The 15116-nt window shown below is 59.8% G+C and carries 10 protein-coding genes; 7 read left to right on the top strand and 3 right to left on the bottom strand.

The window, feature by feature from the left end; all coding sequences use genetic code 11:
* The first annotated feature begins 1 nt into the window (after position 1).
* From edd to AC2FIM_RS15330, 3 genes are read left to right on the top strand one after another with little or no spacing between them, the layout of a single operon-like run.
* Positions 2-1807: a phosphogluconate dehydratase gene (gene edd / locus AC2FIM_RS15340; RefSeq protein WP_271950465.1), complete on the top strand. Its 1806-nt coding sequence runs from the start codon at positions 2-4 to the stop codon at positions 1805-1807.
* A gap of 5 nt (positions 1808-1812) precedes the next feature.
* Positions 1813-2445 (top strand): bifunctional 4-hydroxy-2-oxoglutarate aldolase/2-dehydro-3-deoxy-phosphogluconate aldolase, encoded by a 633-nt coding sequence (locus tag AC2FIM_RS15335; protein ID WP_142638043.1) that lies wholly within the window; start codon positions 1813-1815, stop codon positions 2443-2445.
* A gap of 50 nt (positions 2446-2495) precedes the next feature.
* Entirely contained in the window at positions 2496-3686 is a 1191-nt protein-coding gene (locus tag AC2FIM_RS15330; RefSeq protein WP_282022123.1) for a pyridoxal-phosphate-dependent aminotransferase family protein, read from the top strand.
* Positions 3687-3812: 126 nt separating this feature from the next.
* Here AC2FIM_RS15330 and AC2FIM_RS15325 read toward each other — a convergent pair whose 3' ends face one another.
* Entirely contained in the window at positions 3813-4928 is a 1116-nt protein-coding gene (locus AC2FIM_RS15325) for a pyridoxal phosphate-dependent aminotransferase (RefSeq protein WP_271950460.1), read from the bottom strand.
* A gap of 93 nt (positions 4929-5021) precedes the next feature.
* Here AC2FIM_RS15325 and AC2FIM_RS15320 point away from each other — a divergent pair, with 93 nt between their 5' ends.
* Together AC2FIM_RS15320 and AC2FIM_RS15315 are read left to right on the top strand one after the other, a co-directional pair.
* A complete protein-coding gene (locus AC2FIM_RS15320) occupies positions 5022-6092 on the top strand; it encodes an SMP-30/gluconolactonase/LRE family protein (protein ID WP_496732148.1) in 1071 nt (356 codons plus the stop codon).
* 66 nt (positions 6093-6158) lie between these two features.
* On the top strand, positions 6159-6941 hold the full coding sequence (locus AC2FIM_RS15315; protein WP_271950456.1) for a crotonase/enoyl-CoA hydratase family protein: 783 nt from the start codon (positions 6159-6161) through the stop codon (positions 6939-6941).
* Positions 6942-7146: 205 nt separating this feature from the next.
* On the opposite strand, the gene AC2FIM_RS15310 is transcribed toward AC2FIM_RS15315, so the two are convergent.
* Positions 7147-8310, bottom strand: coding sequence for a benzoate/H(+) symporter BenE family transporter (locus AC2FIM_RS15310; RefSeq protein ID WP_496708228.1), 1164 nt, complete (start codon positions 8308-8310; stop codon positions 7147-7149).
* Positions 8311-8453: 143 nt separating this feature from the next.
* Positions 8454-11606 carry a valine--tRNA ligase gene (locus AC2FIM_RS15305; protein ID WP_271950453.1) on the bottom strand — a complete coding sequence of 1051 codons (3153 nt, stop codon included), beginning with the start codon at positions 11604-11606 and terminating at the stop codon, positions 8454-8456.
* 142 nt (positions 11607-11748) lie between these two features.
* On the opposite strand from AC2FIM_RS15305, the gene AC2FIM_RS15300 reads away from it, so the two are divergent.
* Entirely contained in the window at positions 11749-14040 is a 2292-nt protein-coding gene (locus tag AC2FIM_RS15300) for a xanthine dehydrogenase family protein molybdopterin-binding subunit (protein ID WP_496678325.1), read from the top strand.
* Positions 14018-15094 carry a T6SS phospholipase effector Tle1-like catalytic domain-containing protein gene (locus AC2FIM_RS15295; RefSeq protein WP_142638056.1) on the top strand — a complete coding sequence of 359 codons (1077 nt, stop codon included), beginning with the start codon at positions 14018-14020 and terminating at the stop codon, positions 15092-15094. The genes AC2FIM_RS15300 and AC2FIM_RS15295 overlap by 23 nt, the downstream gene beginning before the upstream one ends.
* Positions 15095-15116 lie beyond the last annotated feature (22 nt).

The following is a 15116-nucleotide window of genomic DNA, read 5'->3' as shown; positions in this document are numbered from 1 at the left end:
CATGGGTAATTCAGTTATCACCGACGTCACGCAACGGATTATAGCGCGCAGCGCCGATTTGCGTGGCCCGCATCTTGAGCGGATGGAACAGGCCCGGGCCAAAGGCCCGGCGCGGGCGCATCTGTCCTGCAGCGGTCAGGCCCACGCCTATGCCGGCGCAGGCGATGACCAACAATCGATGGCCACTGGTACGGCGGGCAATTTGGGCATTGTTACTGCCTATAACGACATGCTGTCGGCCCATCAGCCGTTCGAGCGCTATCCCGGCCTGATCCGCGATGCGATCCGCGCCGCAGGTGGAACCGCACAGGTGGCAGGTGGCGTACCGGCAATGTGTGACGGCGTCACGCAGGGCGAGGCGGGAATGGAATTGTCGCTGTTCTCGCGTGATGTGATCGCGCTGGCCACAGGGGTGGCGCTGAGCCACAACACTTATGACGCTGCCGTGTTTCTGGGGGTCTGCGACAAGATCGTGCCCGGCCTTGTGATCGGCGCGCAGGCGTTCGGCCATCTGCCTGCTGTATTCCTGCCCGCAGGCCCGATGATCAGCGGTTTGCCAAATGACGAAAAGGCCAAGATCCGCCAGAAATTCGCCGCCGGAGAGATCAACCGCGCCGAACTCATGGCCGCCGAGATGGCCGCCTATCATGGCCCCGGCACCTGCACCTTTTATGGCACCGCCAATACCAACCAGATGCTGATGGAGTTCATGGGCCTGCACCTTCCGGGATCCAGCTTTGTTAATCCAAACACACCGCTGCGCGATGCGCTGACTGAAGAAGGTGCGCGCCGTGCTCTGTCGCTCAGTGCGCTGGGCAACAACTATGCGCCGGTCTGCCAGATACTTGACGAACGTGCCTTTGTGAACGGCATCGTCGGTCTGATGGCCACGGGCGGGTCGACAAACCTGCTGATCCACCTGATCGCGATGGCGCGCGCGGGCGGCATCGTGCTGGATTGGCAGGATTTTTCCGAAATCTCCGCCGTGGTGCCTTTGGTTGCGCGGGTCTACCCCAACGGACTGGCTGATGTGAACCATTTCCACGCCGCGGGCGGGCTGGGCTATTGCATTGGCACGCTGCTCGAAGACGGGTTGCTGCACCCCGACACGCTGACCGTCGCGGGGCAGGGGCTGCACAATTATACCAAAGAACCCAAGCTGAAAGACGGCGATCTGACCTGGGAGGACGGCGCAGGCCACAGCCTGAATGACAAGATATTGCGCCCCGCCAAAGACCCGTTCCAACCTACAGGAGGTCTCTCGCGGCTCAGCGGCAATCTGGGTACCGGAGTGATGAAGGTTTCGGCGGTTGCCCCCGAGCATCAGGTGGTCGAGGCCCCGGTACGGGTGTTCCAAACTCAGGATGCGGTCAAGGCGGCGTTCAAAGCCGGAGAGTTTACGGATGACGTCATCGTCGTTGTGCGCTTTCAGGGACCCAAAGCGAATGGCATGCCCGAATTGCATTCATTGACGCCGATGCTGTCGATCCTTCAGGGCCGGGGGCAAAAGGTGGCGCTGGTGACCGATGGCCGTATGTCCGGCGCCTCCGGCAAGGTTCCCGCTGCCATTCATATCTGCCCCGAGGCTCTGGATGGCGGCGCGATCGCCTATTTGCAGGATGGCGACATTCTGCGCGTGGATGCCGTAAACGGCGCGCTCGAAATCCTCACCCCAGGTGTGCTTGACCGCACTCCGGCCACGGCTGACCTTTCTGCCAACCAACATGGTGTCGGGCGCGATCTGTTCGGCGCGTTTCGCAACGCTGTAGGCACCGCGGATACCGGCGCCAGCATCTTCGGAGTGTAAGACCTATGTCCAAGACACAACGCACCCGTGAAATCTGTGCCCTTGCCCCGATTGTCCCGGTTCTTGTAATTGACGACGCCGCCAGCGCACGACCTCTGGCCGAAGCTCTGGTCGCGGGCGGTCTTCCTGCGCTCGAAGTGACCTTGCGCACCCCGGCTGCGCTCGATGCGATCCGGGCGATGGCGCAGGTTCCCGGTGGCGTCGTCGGGGCGGGTACATTGATCACGCCGGATGACGTGCGCGCCGCGAAAGAGGCTGGCGCGCAGTTTGGCGTCTCGCCCGGTGCCACCGACGCCCTGATCGCCGCATGTGAAGCCCAAGACCTGCCCCTGCTGCCCGGCGCCGCAACCGCCACCGAGGCGATGGCCCTGCTGGAAAAAGGCTATGACATGCTGAAATTCTTCCCGGCCGAGGCCTCGGGCGGGGCGCCTGCGCTCAAGGCTATCGGCGCGCCCTTGCCGCAAATCACCTTCTGCCCAACGGGCGGTGTATCGCCTTCAAATGCCCGAGATTACCTGTCTTTGTCCAACGTGATCTGTGCGGGCGGCAGCTGGGTAGCACCCAAACAGATGGTCGCAGAAGGCAACTGGTCCGGGATCGAAACGCTTGCCCGGGATGCCGCCAAGCTGATGGATTGACGCCGGAATTGGCCACGTTAGGGTAGGGCCAATTCAAACAGGTTGATCCCATGACACATCCAATCTCCCTCGCGCGTGGGCGCGAGTATCTGGCCATTCCAGGCCCCTCGGTCATGCCTGACGCTGTGCTGCAGGCGATGCACCGACCGTCACCTAATATCTACGATGGCGAATTGATCGAGATGATGCCCGATCTGATCCGCGATCTGCGTCGCGTTGCCCGCACGGTCCATAACGTGGCCATCTACATTGCCAACGGCCATGGCACGTGGGAGGCGGCACTGTCGAACACCATCGCGCCCGGTGAGACAGTGCTTGCCCCCGCATCGGGGCGGTTTACCCATGGATGGGCCGAAATGGCCGAAGGGATCGGCGCCAAGGTGGATGTGATTGATTTCGGAACCAGCTCGGTCTGGGGTTTCGATCGCATTGCCGAGGTGCTACGCGCTGATTCATCGCATGATATCAAGGCTATACTTGCAGTTCACGTGGATACCTCGAGCTCAATTCGCAACAACCTCCCGGCGCTGCGCGCGTTGCTGGATGATCTGGGTCACCCGGCGCTGGTGATGGCGGACTGCATCGCCTCGCTGGGGTGTGAGCAATTCGAGATGGATGCCTGGGGTGTCGACGTGACTGTTACCGCCTGTCAAAAAGGGCTGATGACCCCACCGGGCATGGGGTTTGTATTCTTCAACGACAAGGCGCAGGCAAAACGGGCAGCAATGCCGCGTGTTTCCCGGTATTGGGACTGGCAGCCACGAGCCAATCCCGAGCTATTCTACCAATACTTCGATGGTACCGCACCGACCCATCATCTCTATGGGCTGCGGGCCGCGCTCGACCTGATCCACGCGGAAGGGATCGAAAATGTCTGGGCGCGCCATCAACGCCTCGCTCAGGCAATCTGGACCGCCTGCGAAATTTGGGCACAGGGCGGTGCGCTGTCGTTGAACGTAGCTGACTGCGCAGACCGAAGTCATGCGGTCACCGCGCTGCGCCTGAGTGGAGGGCTCGGAACCCCATTGCGGTCCTATACCGAACAATCGCTGGGCCTGACTTTGGGAATAGGCCTCGGGATGGAAGATTGGGACGGCTGTTTTCGCCTGGGCCATATGGGTCACATCAATGCACAGATGGTCATGGCGATGCTTGGCGGCGTGGAAACTGCCATGGCCGCCCTTGATATTCCGCGCGGCACGGGTGCGTTAGAAGCCGCCGCCACCGCGCTTGTGACCTGAGACCAGCTCCCGATCTCAGTGCTAATCTGTATCTTCATCTGACTCAAAATACTTTCGGGGGGAATCGCGCAAACGGCGCGATGGGGGCAGACAGCCCCCCCGTCCCGATGGCCATAAGCGAGAGCTTCAGACGTTCAGCGCCCGGGCGTCAGCAAGCGCTTTTGGCAAAGAGGCGGCAAAAGCCCCTAGATTGGAGGCATCGCCGCAGCTCACTCGAATGCACCTGTTCTGAGGCGCGGCAAAGGGCATCCGAACGAAAACCCCCTGCGCCACCAGCGACTCCAGAACAGCCTTGGCAAACACCCCATCCTGACCGCAATCAATGGCCACGAAATTGGTGGCTGAGGGTAAAGGGTGCAGCCCGTTCTCCAACGCTATCGCGTTGATCCTCTCGCGCGCATCTGAGATGCGGGCACGGATTTGTAACAGCCAAACCTCATCCTGCAGCGCAGCCAACGCGCCTGCTTGTGCAGCCTTGTTCATACCGAAATGGTTGCGCACCTTGTTGAACGCCGAGATCAGGTCTGACGCCCCAATGGCATAGCCGACACGCGCGCCGGCCATTCCGTATACTTTGGAAAACGTGCGCATCCGGATCACACGCGGGTCATCTGCGGCAACTGGCGCTGCAGTCCCGTCGGGGGCGCATTCCACATATGCCTCGTCCAGAACCAGCAAACAGCCATCGGGCAGCGCATCCAATACAGCCACGATATCAGTGCCCGAATGCCAGCTGCCCATAGGGTTGTCAGGATTGGCCAGATAGACCAGCTTAGCCTCGACCTCAGCGGCCTTGGTAAAGAGTGCCTGAGGGTCTTCGTGATCGTCGCGATAGGGAACCGTGTGTATCACCCCGCCAAACCCGGCGACGTGATAGTTGAAGGTCGGGTAGGCCCCGTCCGAGGTCACAACCGTATCTCCTTGCCCAACCAGCAAGCGCACCAGATAGCCCAGCAACCCATCAATGCCTTCGCCAACCACGATATTTTCGGGTGAGACGGAGTGGTACTCAGCCAGGGCGTGGCGCAGGTTGTGGTTTTCCGGATCGCCATACATCCAGATATCGCCAGTTGCCCCCCGCATGGCCTCGACAGCGCGTGGCGAAGGGCCAAAGACATTCTCATTCGCACCCAGCCGGGCCACAAATGGTGCACCGCGCTGTCGTTCCTGTGTTTCAGGGCCGACAAAAGGCACAGAAGCAGGAAGAGATTGGGCAAGCGGGGTATAGCGTGGATTGGTCATGCAACCAGATAAACGCAAGTTCATCCGACAGGCAACCTTGCTTTGCCTGCACAGTGCCCACAGTCTGGCACCAACAAAAACAAAGGAATGTCCATGCGCATCGTGATTGGTTTGGCTTTAGTGGGGCTTGCCTATTTGATATTTTGGCCTGTTGACGTGGACCCAGTGGCCTGGGAGCCGCCCGAAGCTCCGGGCTTTACCGGCGCGTTTGCCGAGAACAACGCTTTGGACAGCCTCGAACTAGTCTCTTTGCCGGATGGCGAGGAAGGCCCGGAAGACATCGCGATCATGCCGGATGGCACGATCTACACGACATCCATATCCGGCACGCTTTATCGGATCGACGGCGACAGCCCGGTCAAGATCGACGACCTGGGTGGGCGCCCTTTGGGTCTGCAAGCTGGGCCGGACGGCGCGCTATATATCGCAGATAGCTACCGGGGGCTGATGCGCTGGACCGGGCCCGGCACGCTGGTATCCCTTGTGTCCGAGATTGGCGGGTCTCCGGTGGTCTATGCCAATCAGTTGGACGTGGCTCGGGACGGTACGGTCTATTTCTCGAACTCGTCTGATCGGTTCGATCCCGAAACCATGGGCGGTACCAAAGCCACCTCGGTCCTGACCATCTGGGAGCAGTCGGATACGGGATACGTGGCCCGCTATTCCCCTGATGGCACAACAAAAAAGGTGGCCGAGGGCTTTGTCTATACCAATGGTGTAGCGCTTTCCCCGCAGACGGATTTTCTGCTGATCGCCGAAACTGGCCGTGCGCGGGTGCACAAGCTCTGGCTAACTGGGCCGAGTGCTGGGCAGCGCGAGGTGTTGATGGAAAACCTGCCGGGATACCCCGATAACCTCACGGCGCAGGGCGACGGCACTTATTGGATGGCCTTCGCCAGCCCGCGGGTGCCGAGTGAAGCTTTGATGCCCTATCCCTTTTTGCGCAAGGTGATCTGGCGGCTGGGTCCTTTGGTGCGACCGGCGCCGATTCATCGCGGCATGATCGTCCAATTCGACGGGGATGGCACAATCCTGCAAACCTTGCAGGACCCCGGCGGGCGGCTGGGCATCACCACGGCGGGTCAGGTCGTTGGTGACCTGTTCTATGTCATGACGCTGGATTCGCCGTGGTATGGCCGGATGCCCGTCGCTGATTTGCCCTGACGTCGTGGTGGCACTGTCCTCGTCTTGCTGGCATGGTTGACGCAACACTGATTTCCGGAGGGACCAATGTCTCGCGTTTCCATCGAATACAAAGACCATATCGCCCATGTCACGCTAACCCGTGGCGACAAGATGAACGCGCTGGACGAAGCCATGATCAAGGCGATCCTGTCCGCCGGGCAAGAGGTGGCGGTCTCCGACGCCCGCGCCGTGGTGCTGTCGGGTGAGGGTAAAAGCTTCTGCGCCGGTCTCGACATGGCCAGTTTCGCCAGCATGGCCCACAAGGACCCGACCGAATGGCTGATGAAGCGCAGCCATGACGACGCCAACGAAATGCAGGAGCTTGCCTTGATCTGGCGCCGTGTCCCCGTTCCAGTCATCTGTGCCATTCAGGGTGTGGCCTATGGTGGCGGTCTGCAAATCGCACTGGGCGCGGATATCCGCATTGCCCACCCCGAGGCGAAATTGGCGGTGATGGAGATGAAATGGGGTATCATTCCCGACATGGGCGGCATGGTTCTGCTGCCCGAGCTTGTCCGCTCGGACGTGCTGCGCTTGCTGACGTATACTGCACGTCCAATAGGCGCGCCGCAGGCGGCTGATTGGGGGCTGGTCACGAAACTCTCGGACGATCCTCTGACCGAGGCGCTGGCTCTGGCTGAAGACATCGCAGGCCAAAGCCCTTCAGCCATCCGTGCAGCCAAGCGCCTGATCGACGTAGCCGAAACCCGTTCGCGAGCCGACGTTCTGCTGGCCGAATCTGCCGAACAGGTGGAGTTGATCGGCAAACCCGATCAGATGGAGGTTGTCATGGCGCAGATGCAGGGCCGTAAGCCCAAGTTCATGTAGTCACCACATGAATCCCGATGCGCATCGCGGACCTGCACGTCAGGCAGTGGGGTGTAGGCTTTGCGCATCTGATCCAGCGTTACTTGAAATGAATTCTCTGGGTTGGACCTAGGTCTGTGCTTTCTTGATCCGGCGTACCACCAGAGTTCCCAATGATCCAAATTTTGGCCGGTTTTACTTTGGCTGTGGCCTCAAGGCAAAGCGGCTATCGCAGCCAGTTAGTCACCAGATAGGCAATGCCACCAGCCAGCAAACCCCAGACCGCGGCCCCCAGCCCGAAGACTGTGATACCGGACGCAGTGATAGCAAAAGTCAGGATCGCCGCCTCACGCTCGGCCACAACCTCCAGCGCAGCGTGGATAGCATTTGCCAGCACACCGATCAGTGCGACCCCGGCCAGCGTCCCCATCAGCAACGGATCGGCATGGGTGGCAAATCCGGTGATGGCCACGGCAAAAACACCAAACAGGCAATAGAATACGCCACCCATGATGGCCGACCAATAGCGCAGCGCAGGATCGGGATGACTGTCCTGATTTGAGCACATCGCGGCGGTGATGGCGGCAAGGCAGGTGGCGGGGGCTCCGAACGGGGCGGACAGCAGGCTGGCCCCTCCGACGGCCGAGAACAATTTGCCCGGCACGGGCGAAAAGCCAAAGCTGCGCATCACCGCGATGCCGGGGATGTTCTGTGTCGCCATGGTGACGATGAACAGCGGCACTCCGATCCCTATGGCCGAGGCCAGCGAGAATGTAGGTATTGCCCAGATCGGTGCTGCAATCAGACGCTCGGGCATGATCGTTGTATTCCCGGCGTTCAGGATGACTATAATGGCTGCTGCGATCACTGCCGCGGGAACAGCAAACAGCCGGTTGAACCGCCCCGCGATGAACCATGTCAGGATTACGGGTAGCGCCTGCCACGGAATCTCGACGGCCGCTTTGAACGGGAGGATACATAGCGGCATCAGAACCCCGGCAAGCATTGCCTGCGCTAACGTGGTCGGGATTGCAGCTGCCAACCTTCCCAGCGGTTTCCACAACCCAGCCACAACCGTCAAAGCGCCAGCGCACAGGAACGCACCGATAGCTCCTGAGAATCCCTCGACAGGTGTGGCGGATACAGCCAACAGCGCGACACCCGGCGTGGACCAGGCGACACTGATCGGCAACTTGTAGCGCAAGCTCAGCACGATGGCGGCCAGCCCCATGGCGATGGCGGCGGTCATCAGGCCCGATGCGGCCTCCTCCGGTGACGCACCCATCGTATCCAGCCCCTGCAGTACAATGGGGAATGAGCTGAAAAAGCCGACGATGGCCACAACCAATCCGGTTGAGATGGTCTGCATTGGTGGAAATGCGTGTGTCATCCTGCCCTCAGCGTTATCAACCCGCACTTGCTAGCAATCGTAAGCGGAGGTGAACAGGGCGAAATCCGGGCCGGGGAACGAAAACCCCGCCAGCGCGGGCGTGGCGGGGTCTGGTATCTTGAACGGCTTGGAGCAGACGAAGATCAGGCGATTTCGGCCAGACGTGCCAGCGCCTCGTTCAGTTTCACCTCTTCCTCTTCACGGGCGGCGAGGTTGGCTTTGGCTTCGGCGACAACCTCTTCCGGGGCCGAGGCCACAAATTTCGGATTGTTCAGACGACCGCGCAAACCACCCAATTCCTTGGCAAGTTTGCCCTTGGCCTTTTCCAGTCGTTCCTTTTCGGCGCCGATATCGATGATATCTGCCAGCGGCAAGCCGAACGTCGCACCCGGCGCGGCAATCGAGATCGTTCCCTTGGGAAATGCATCCACTTTGGTCAGGCTGTCGATCCGCGCCAGCCGCTTGATCAGCGCCTCGTTACGGTCCCATGCAGCTTGGCCATGCGCGTCAATCTCTGTCACCAGCATCGGTACATAAAGGCCCGCCGGAACCCGCATCTGCGCACGAGCTGAGCGCGTGTTCTCGATCACCGAGATCACCCAGTTCATTTCGCGGTCCACCTCTGGGTCGACCAGTTCGGTGCCGTAAGTCGGCCAGTCGGCGTGCACGACCATCTTGGCGCGCGTGCCTGTCAGGCCCCACAGTTCCTCGGTAACGAAGGGCATGATTGGGTGCAGCAAGACCATGCACTGGTCCAGAACCCAGCGCATGGTAGCGCGGGTCTCGGCCTGTGCTTCGGCATCGTCACCCTGCAGCAGCGGTTTGGAGAGTTCAACGTACCAGTCGCAGACCTTACCCCAGACAAAGGCGTAAAGCCCGTTGGCCGCATCGTTGAAACGATAGCTTTCCAGTGCGGCGTCGACCTCGGCCCGTACGCGGGCAGTTTCGCCTATGATCCAACGGTTTACGGCGGCCTTGGGTTTCAGATCGGCGACGTCTAGTTGCGGTACGGCGTCGGTGAAGACCTCGTTCATCTCGGCAAAGCGAACAGCGTTCCAAAGTTTTGTACCAAAGTTGCGATAGCCGGTGATGCGTTCGCGAGACAGTTTCAACACGCCGCCAATCGCCGCCATCGAGGCATTGGTAAAGCGCAGCGCGTCGGCGCCGAATTCGTCCACGATCTCCAGCGGGTCGATGACATTGCCGGTGGTCTTGGACATCTTCTTGCCCTTCTCGTCGCGGACGAGCTGGTGCAGGTAGACGGTGTGGAACGGGATCTGATCGACCACCGCCAGTTGCATCATCATCATCCGGGCGACCCAGAAGAACAGGATGTCAAAGCCGGTGATCAGAACGTCCGTGGGGAAGTAGCGTTCCAGCTCCTCGGTCTGCTCGGGCCAGCCCAGCGTGCCGATGGGCCAGAGGCCGGAGGAGAACCAGGTGTCGAGAACGTCGGGGTCACGCCAAACCGGATAAACGAGCTTCGTCGGGTCTTGTTCAACTGCATACTGAGCAAGGCTTTCGGCGAATTGATGGATCGCTTCTTGCTTATCGGCAACTTCGATTACAGTTGCGTGGCTTAGCGGGCTGGGAATGTTTGCATTATCGTCCAGGAATTTTTCAGTCACTGCCTCCAGACTCGACGCGCATTCCATGACATTGCCACGGTGCAACATACCACCTTCGTTCAGCAAACGACCCAATTCGACCAGATCAAGGTTGCCGTCGTTCTCGTCATCTTTGAAGTTTTCGGCCGACAGGTCGAGGCCATACCAAACCGGAATCTGATGCCCCCACCACAACTGGCGCGAGATACACCAGGGCTCGATGTTTTCCAGCCAGTGGTAATAGGTCTTCTCGCCCGATTCGGGGATGATCTTGACCGTGCCGTCCTTGACCGCGTCCAGCGCGGGGCCGACGACTTTTTCGGCATCCACGAACCACTGGTCGGTGAACATCGGTTCGATCACGACCTTCGAGCGGTCGCCAAAGGGCTGCATGATCGGTTTGCTCTCGACCAGCGGGACGAGTGCAGCCGGGTCGTCGTCCTCACCCAGCTTTGTGCCCAGAACCGGGTTGTCGGCACGGGTCATGACGGCCAGACCGTCGTTGGTGATCTCTTCGACCACCTTGGCGCGCGCCTCGAACCGGTCAAGCCCGCGCAGGTGATCGGGGATCAGGTTGATTGCGTCGATCTCATTCTCGGTGAACTCCTTGCCGCGCGCGTATTCCTGCGCCTTGCCGGCCTCTTCGGCATAGGGCGCGCCATCGGCCCGCATTGCGCCACGCGTATCCATCAGACGGTACATCGGAATACCGCCACGCTTGGCGACCATGTTGTCGTTGAAATCATGCGCGCCGGTGATCTTCACCGCGCCCGAGCCGAAATCGGGATCGGGATAGTCATCAGTAATGATCGGAATCTGGCGACGATGCTCTTTCGGTCCAACGGGAATTTCACAGAGTTTGCCGATGATTGGCGCATACCGCTCATCTGACGGATGAACCGCAACCGCGCCGTCGCCCAGCATTGTTTCGGGCCGTGTCGTGGCGATTGAGATATAGTCGCGCTGTTCCTCAAGCACGATATTCCCGTCCTCATCCTTTTCGACATACGTATAGGTCTCACCGCCCGCCAATGGGTACTTGAAGTGCCACATATGGCCCGCGACTTCGATATTCTCGACCTCAAGATCCGAGATTGCGGTCTCAAAATGCGGGTCCCAGTTGACCAGACGCTTGCCGCGATAGATCAGGCCCTTTTCGTACATTTCTACGAAGACCTTGATGACGGCATCGTGGAAATTTGCAGAATTCTCATGCCCTGTGCGCGGGTCACCCGGTGCACCTGCCATGGTAAACGCGTTGCGCGACCAATCGCAGCTGGCGCCAAGACGCTTGAGCTGTTCAATGATCGTGCCGCCGTATTCACCCTTCCATTCCCAGACTTTCTCAAGGAACTTCTCGCGCCCGAGTTCACGCCGCCCTTCGTTGCCCTGCGCCGCCAGCATCTTTTCAACCTGCATCTGCGTGGCGATGCCCGCGTGGTCCTGACCGGGTTGCCACAGCGTGTCGAACCCGCGCATGCGGTGCCAGCGGGTCAGGATATCCTGCAGCGTGTTATTGAACGCGTGTCCCACATGCAGCGCCCCCGTCACGTTGGGTGGCGGGATCATGATGGTAAAGCTTTCATCGCGCGATCTGTTCGCGCCCGCCTTGAAGGCTCCGGCCTGTTCCCAGGCCTCGTAAATGCGGGCCTCGGCCTCGGCCGCGTTGAATGTCTTTTCCATCGCCATTGGATGCGTCCTGCGTCAACAAATTCGGGTTAGCGCTTGCAATATCGAAAGGATAGCAAAAGGGAAAGGGCCAAGCGCCGGGGCTATGGACAATGATGCATCGCAGCCTAATGTCGCCTAGAGGCAGAGACAGGAGCGCGCGGTGGAAAAGTTTGGCAAAAGCCAGCCCGTCAAACGGACCGAGGACCAGCGGTTTCTGACCGGGCAGGGGCAATATATGGACGATGTCCTGCCGCACGGGGCTTTGCATGCGGTATTCGTGCGATCCCAGGTGGCGCATGGGGTGATTGGGGCGCTGGATCTGGATGACGCGCGCGCGGCCGAAGGGGTGCGGCTCATCATGACGCTGGACGACCTGAAGGCCGCCGGGATCGACACGTGTATGAATGCGGCCATCCTGAATAACCGAGACGGTTCGAAAGCCGCTGCGCCGGACCGGCATATGCTGGCCGCGGATCGCATACGGTTTGTCGGAGAACCCGTCGCTGTAGTCATTGCCGACACCGCCTTACAGGCCCGCGATGCGGCCGAGCTGATCTGGGTCGAAACCTCAGACTTGCCCGTAAAACTGGACGTTTGTGCGGGCGGAGAAACGCTGCACGCGGAAACTCCGGATAATCGGGCATTTGACTGGGCGCTGGGCGATGAGGCGGCAACTATTGCTGCGTTTCAGCAGGCGGCTCATACCGTTGCACTGAATGTGGAAGACAATCGAGTGATCATCACGTCGATTGAACCGCGGGGCTGTCAGGCGCATTGGGTTGATGGGCGGTTGCACTTTTCCTATGGCGGGCAGGGGGTTTGGGCCATGCGTGGTCAGCTGGCGCAAAAGTTGCGACTCAACCCCGAAGATATCCGCGTCACGACCCCGGATGTCGGTGGCGGGTTCGGCATGAAGGTCATGCCCTATCCCGAATATTTCTGTGTGGCCGTAGCTGCGATGAAGTTGGGCCAGCCTGTTCACTGGATGTCTGACCGTTCCGAGGCAATGTTGTCCGATCACCATGGCCGCGACCTGTCTTCGCTGGCCGAGCTGGCATTTGACAGCGATCACCGGATCACCGCCTATCGAGTGCACAGCAAGGTAAATCTCGGGGCCTATAACAGCCATTTCGGCCAGGCGATACAAACCAATCTTTTCAGCAAAGTGTTGATGGGCGCCTATGATGTACAAACCACCTATCTGCGGGTCGAGGGGTTCTTTACCAATACAACGCAGGTTGACGCTTATCGCGGCGCAGGTCGACCCGAGGCGATATATGTCCTTGAACGCGCCATCGACCGCGCGGCCCGAGAGCTGGGCGTCGATCCCTGGGATCTGAGGCGCAAGAACTTCATCCGGCCCGAGGCCTTTCCTTACAAGACCGCGACCGGCGAAACGTATGATGTCGGCGATTTCGACATGGTTCTGTCCCAAAGCCAAATACAGTCCAGCGGATTTGCCGCCCGCAAGATCGCCGATGCTGAACGCGGTTTGTTCCGGGGGCAGGGGATTTGTTACTATATCGAAAGTATTTTGGGCGACCCTTCCGAGAACGCAAAGATCGAGTTCGTTGAGGATGGCACCTTGAAACTTTTTGTCGGAACCCAATCCAACGGGCAGGGGCACGAAACGGTCTATGCTCAGTTCCTGTCTGACCAAACCGGGGTTCCCCTGGATTGCATCACCGTAGTTCAAGGTGACAGCGACCAGCTTCCGAATGGTGGGGGAACCGGGGGATCGCGATCAGTTACGGTGCAAAGTACAGCGACGCTTGCCACGATCGACGTCATGGTTGCCGCATTCACGCCCTATCTCGCAGATAAGATGGGGGTGGAGGAAAGCGACGTGCGCTTTGATTTTGAAACCTTCCGCGCGCCGGGATCAAACCTGACGCCCACTTTGACCGAGGCCGCGGATATGGCCCGTGCCGACGGGCGCGTTGATTTGTTGCAGCATCAGGCAAGCATCACGCTGGACGACCGTAGCTATCCCAACGGGGCACATGTTGTCGAAATCGTGATTGACCCTTGTACCGGCGAAACATGGGTAGACCGCTATACTGTGGTCGATGATTTCGGTAATCTTATCAATCCGATGCTGGCCGAGGGGCAAGTTCATGGTGGTGTCGCACAAGGCATCGGTCAGGCGCTGTCCGAACATGTTGTCCATGATGCGCAGGGGCAACTGCTCACGGCATCGTTGATGGATTACGCCTTGCCCCGCGCAGCCGAGATACCCATGATTAAGTTTACCTCGGCGCCGGTACAGTCAACCTCTAACCCGTTGGGAATGAAAGGATGCGGAGAGGCCGGCACCGTGGGCGCGCTGGCTGCAGTGGCAAATGCGGTTCAAGATGCGCTCTGGGATCACGGGGTGCGGCAGGCCGATATGCCTTTTACGCCGCACAAAGTATGGGAACTGCTGAACGATGCAACTGTCGCGGCTGAGTAGAAAGGTACTGGGGTGGCTTGGACGGCCGCTGCGATCCGAGCATTCGGCCGAAACGCGCCATCGTGAACCTGTCAGCCATGTCATCATTCTAGACGGCACCATGTCGACGCTTGAGCCCGGATATGAAACTCATGCGGGGCAGGCGCTGCGGCTGTGCTGCGAGATGGGAAGCAAGGTATCCGTCTTCTATGAGGCCGGCGTGCAATGGGAAAGCTGGAAGTCCTCGTTGGATGTGATGATGGGGCGGGGGATCAATCGCCAGATACGCCGGGCCTATGGCTATCTGGCCTCGCGGTATAAGCCCGGCGACCGTATCTATTTCATCGGCTACTCACGTGGGGCCTACGGTGTGCGCAGCCTTGCGGGTGTGATCGATATGATTGGCCTGCTCAAGGCCGAGCATGCGACCGTAAGGAATATCAAACAGGCCTACCGCCACTATGAATGCAATGCCAATGGTAGCGCTGCTGCTGCGTTTCGCCGGCAGTTCTGCCATGAAGATGTTGCAATCGAAATGATCGGCGTGTGGGATACAGTAAAAGCGCTGGGCTTGCGTCTACCGCTGCTTTGGCGTTGGGCCGAGGATCGCCACGCCTTCCACAACCATCAGCTTGGTCCCGCTACGCGCCACGGCTACCACGCGATGGCGCTGGATGAAACGCGCGAGGTATTCGAGCCGGTCCTGTGGAAATGTACTCCCGATTTTAAAGGCCATATCGAGCAAGTCTGGTTCCGAGGCACCCATGGCGATGTGGGTGGCCAGTTGAACGGGTTTGAAGAAGCCCGCCCTCTTAGCAACATCTCGCTGGTTTGGATGCTGGATAAGGCAGAGCTGCACGGCCTGCCATTGCCGGAGGGATGGAGAGACCGCTTTGTGATCGACCCTCATGCGCGTTCGGTCGGCACATGGCGCGGTTGGGGTAAGATTTTCCTACTGCGCAAGCACCGCAAAGTAGGCCGCGACCGATCCGAGCGGTTGCATGTCTCGGTTTCGCCAAACGAACTGCCCGGTTGGGTGCCAATGCTGGATTTGCCATCGCATCCAGCGCAGTAATTCGGTTCCAGCTGCGAACAAA

It is taken from the genome of Ruegeria sp. CDSC052 (assembly GCF_059610685.1).
Note: the sequence above shows the minus strand (reverse complement) of the source record. Positions and strands in the feature narration are given on the sequence as shown.

Excerpts from the sequence above, each read along its gene's own strand:
- AC2FIM_RS15325 (WP_271950460.1), bottom strand. The coding sequence starts at position 4,928 with ATGACCAATCCACGCTATACCCCGCTTGCCCAATCTCTTCCTGCTTCT.
- edd (WP_271950465.1), top strand. The coding sequence starts at position 2 with ATGGGTAATTCAGTTATCACCGACGTCACGCAACGGATTATAGCGCGC.
- AC2FIM_RS15330 (WP_282022123.1), top strand. The coding sequence starts at position 2,496 with ATGACACATCCAATCTCCCTCGCGCGTGGGCGCGAGTATCTGGCCATT.
- AC2FIM_RS15335 (WP_142638043.1), top strand. The coding sequence starts at position 1,813 with ATGTCCAAGACACAACGCACCCGTGAAATCTGTGCCCTTGCCCCGATT.
- AC2FIM_RS15295 (WP_142638056.1), top strand. The coding sequence starts at position 14,018 with ATGCAACTGTCGCGGCTGAGTAGAAAGGTACTGGGGTGGCTTGGACGG.
- AC2FIM_RS15310 (WP_496708228.1), bottom strand. The coding sequence starts at position 8,310 with ATGACACACGCATTTCCACCAATGCAGACCATCTCAACCGGATTGGTT.
- AC2FIM_RS15315 (WP_271950456.1), top strand. The coding sequence starts at position 6,159 with ATGTCTCGCGTTTCCATCGAATACAAAGACCATATCGCCCATGTCACG.
- AC2FIM_RS15320 (WP_496732148.1), top strand. The coding sequence starts at position 5,022 with ATGCGCATCGTGATTGGTTTGGCTTTAGTGGGGCTTGCCTATTTGATA.
- AC2FIM_RS15305 (WP_271950453.1), bottom strand. The coding sequence starts at position 11,606 with ATGGCGATGGAAAAGACATTCAACGCGGCCGAGGCCGAGGCCCGCATT.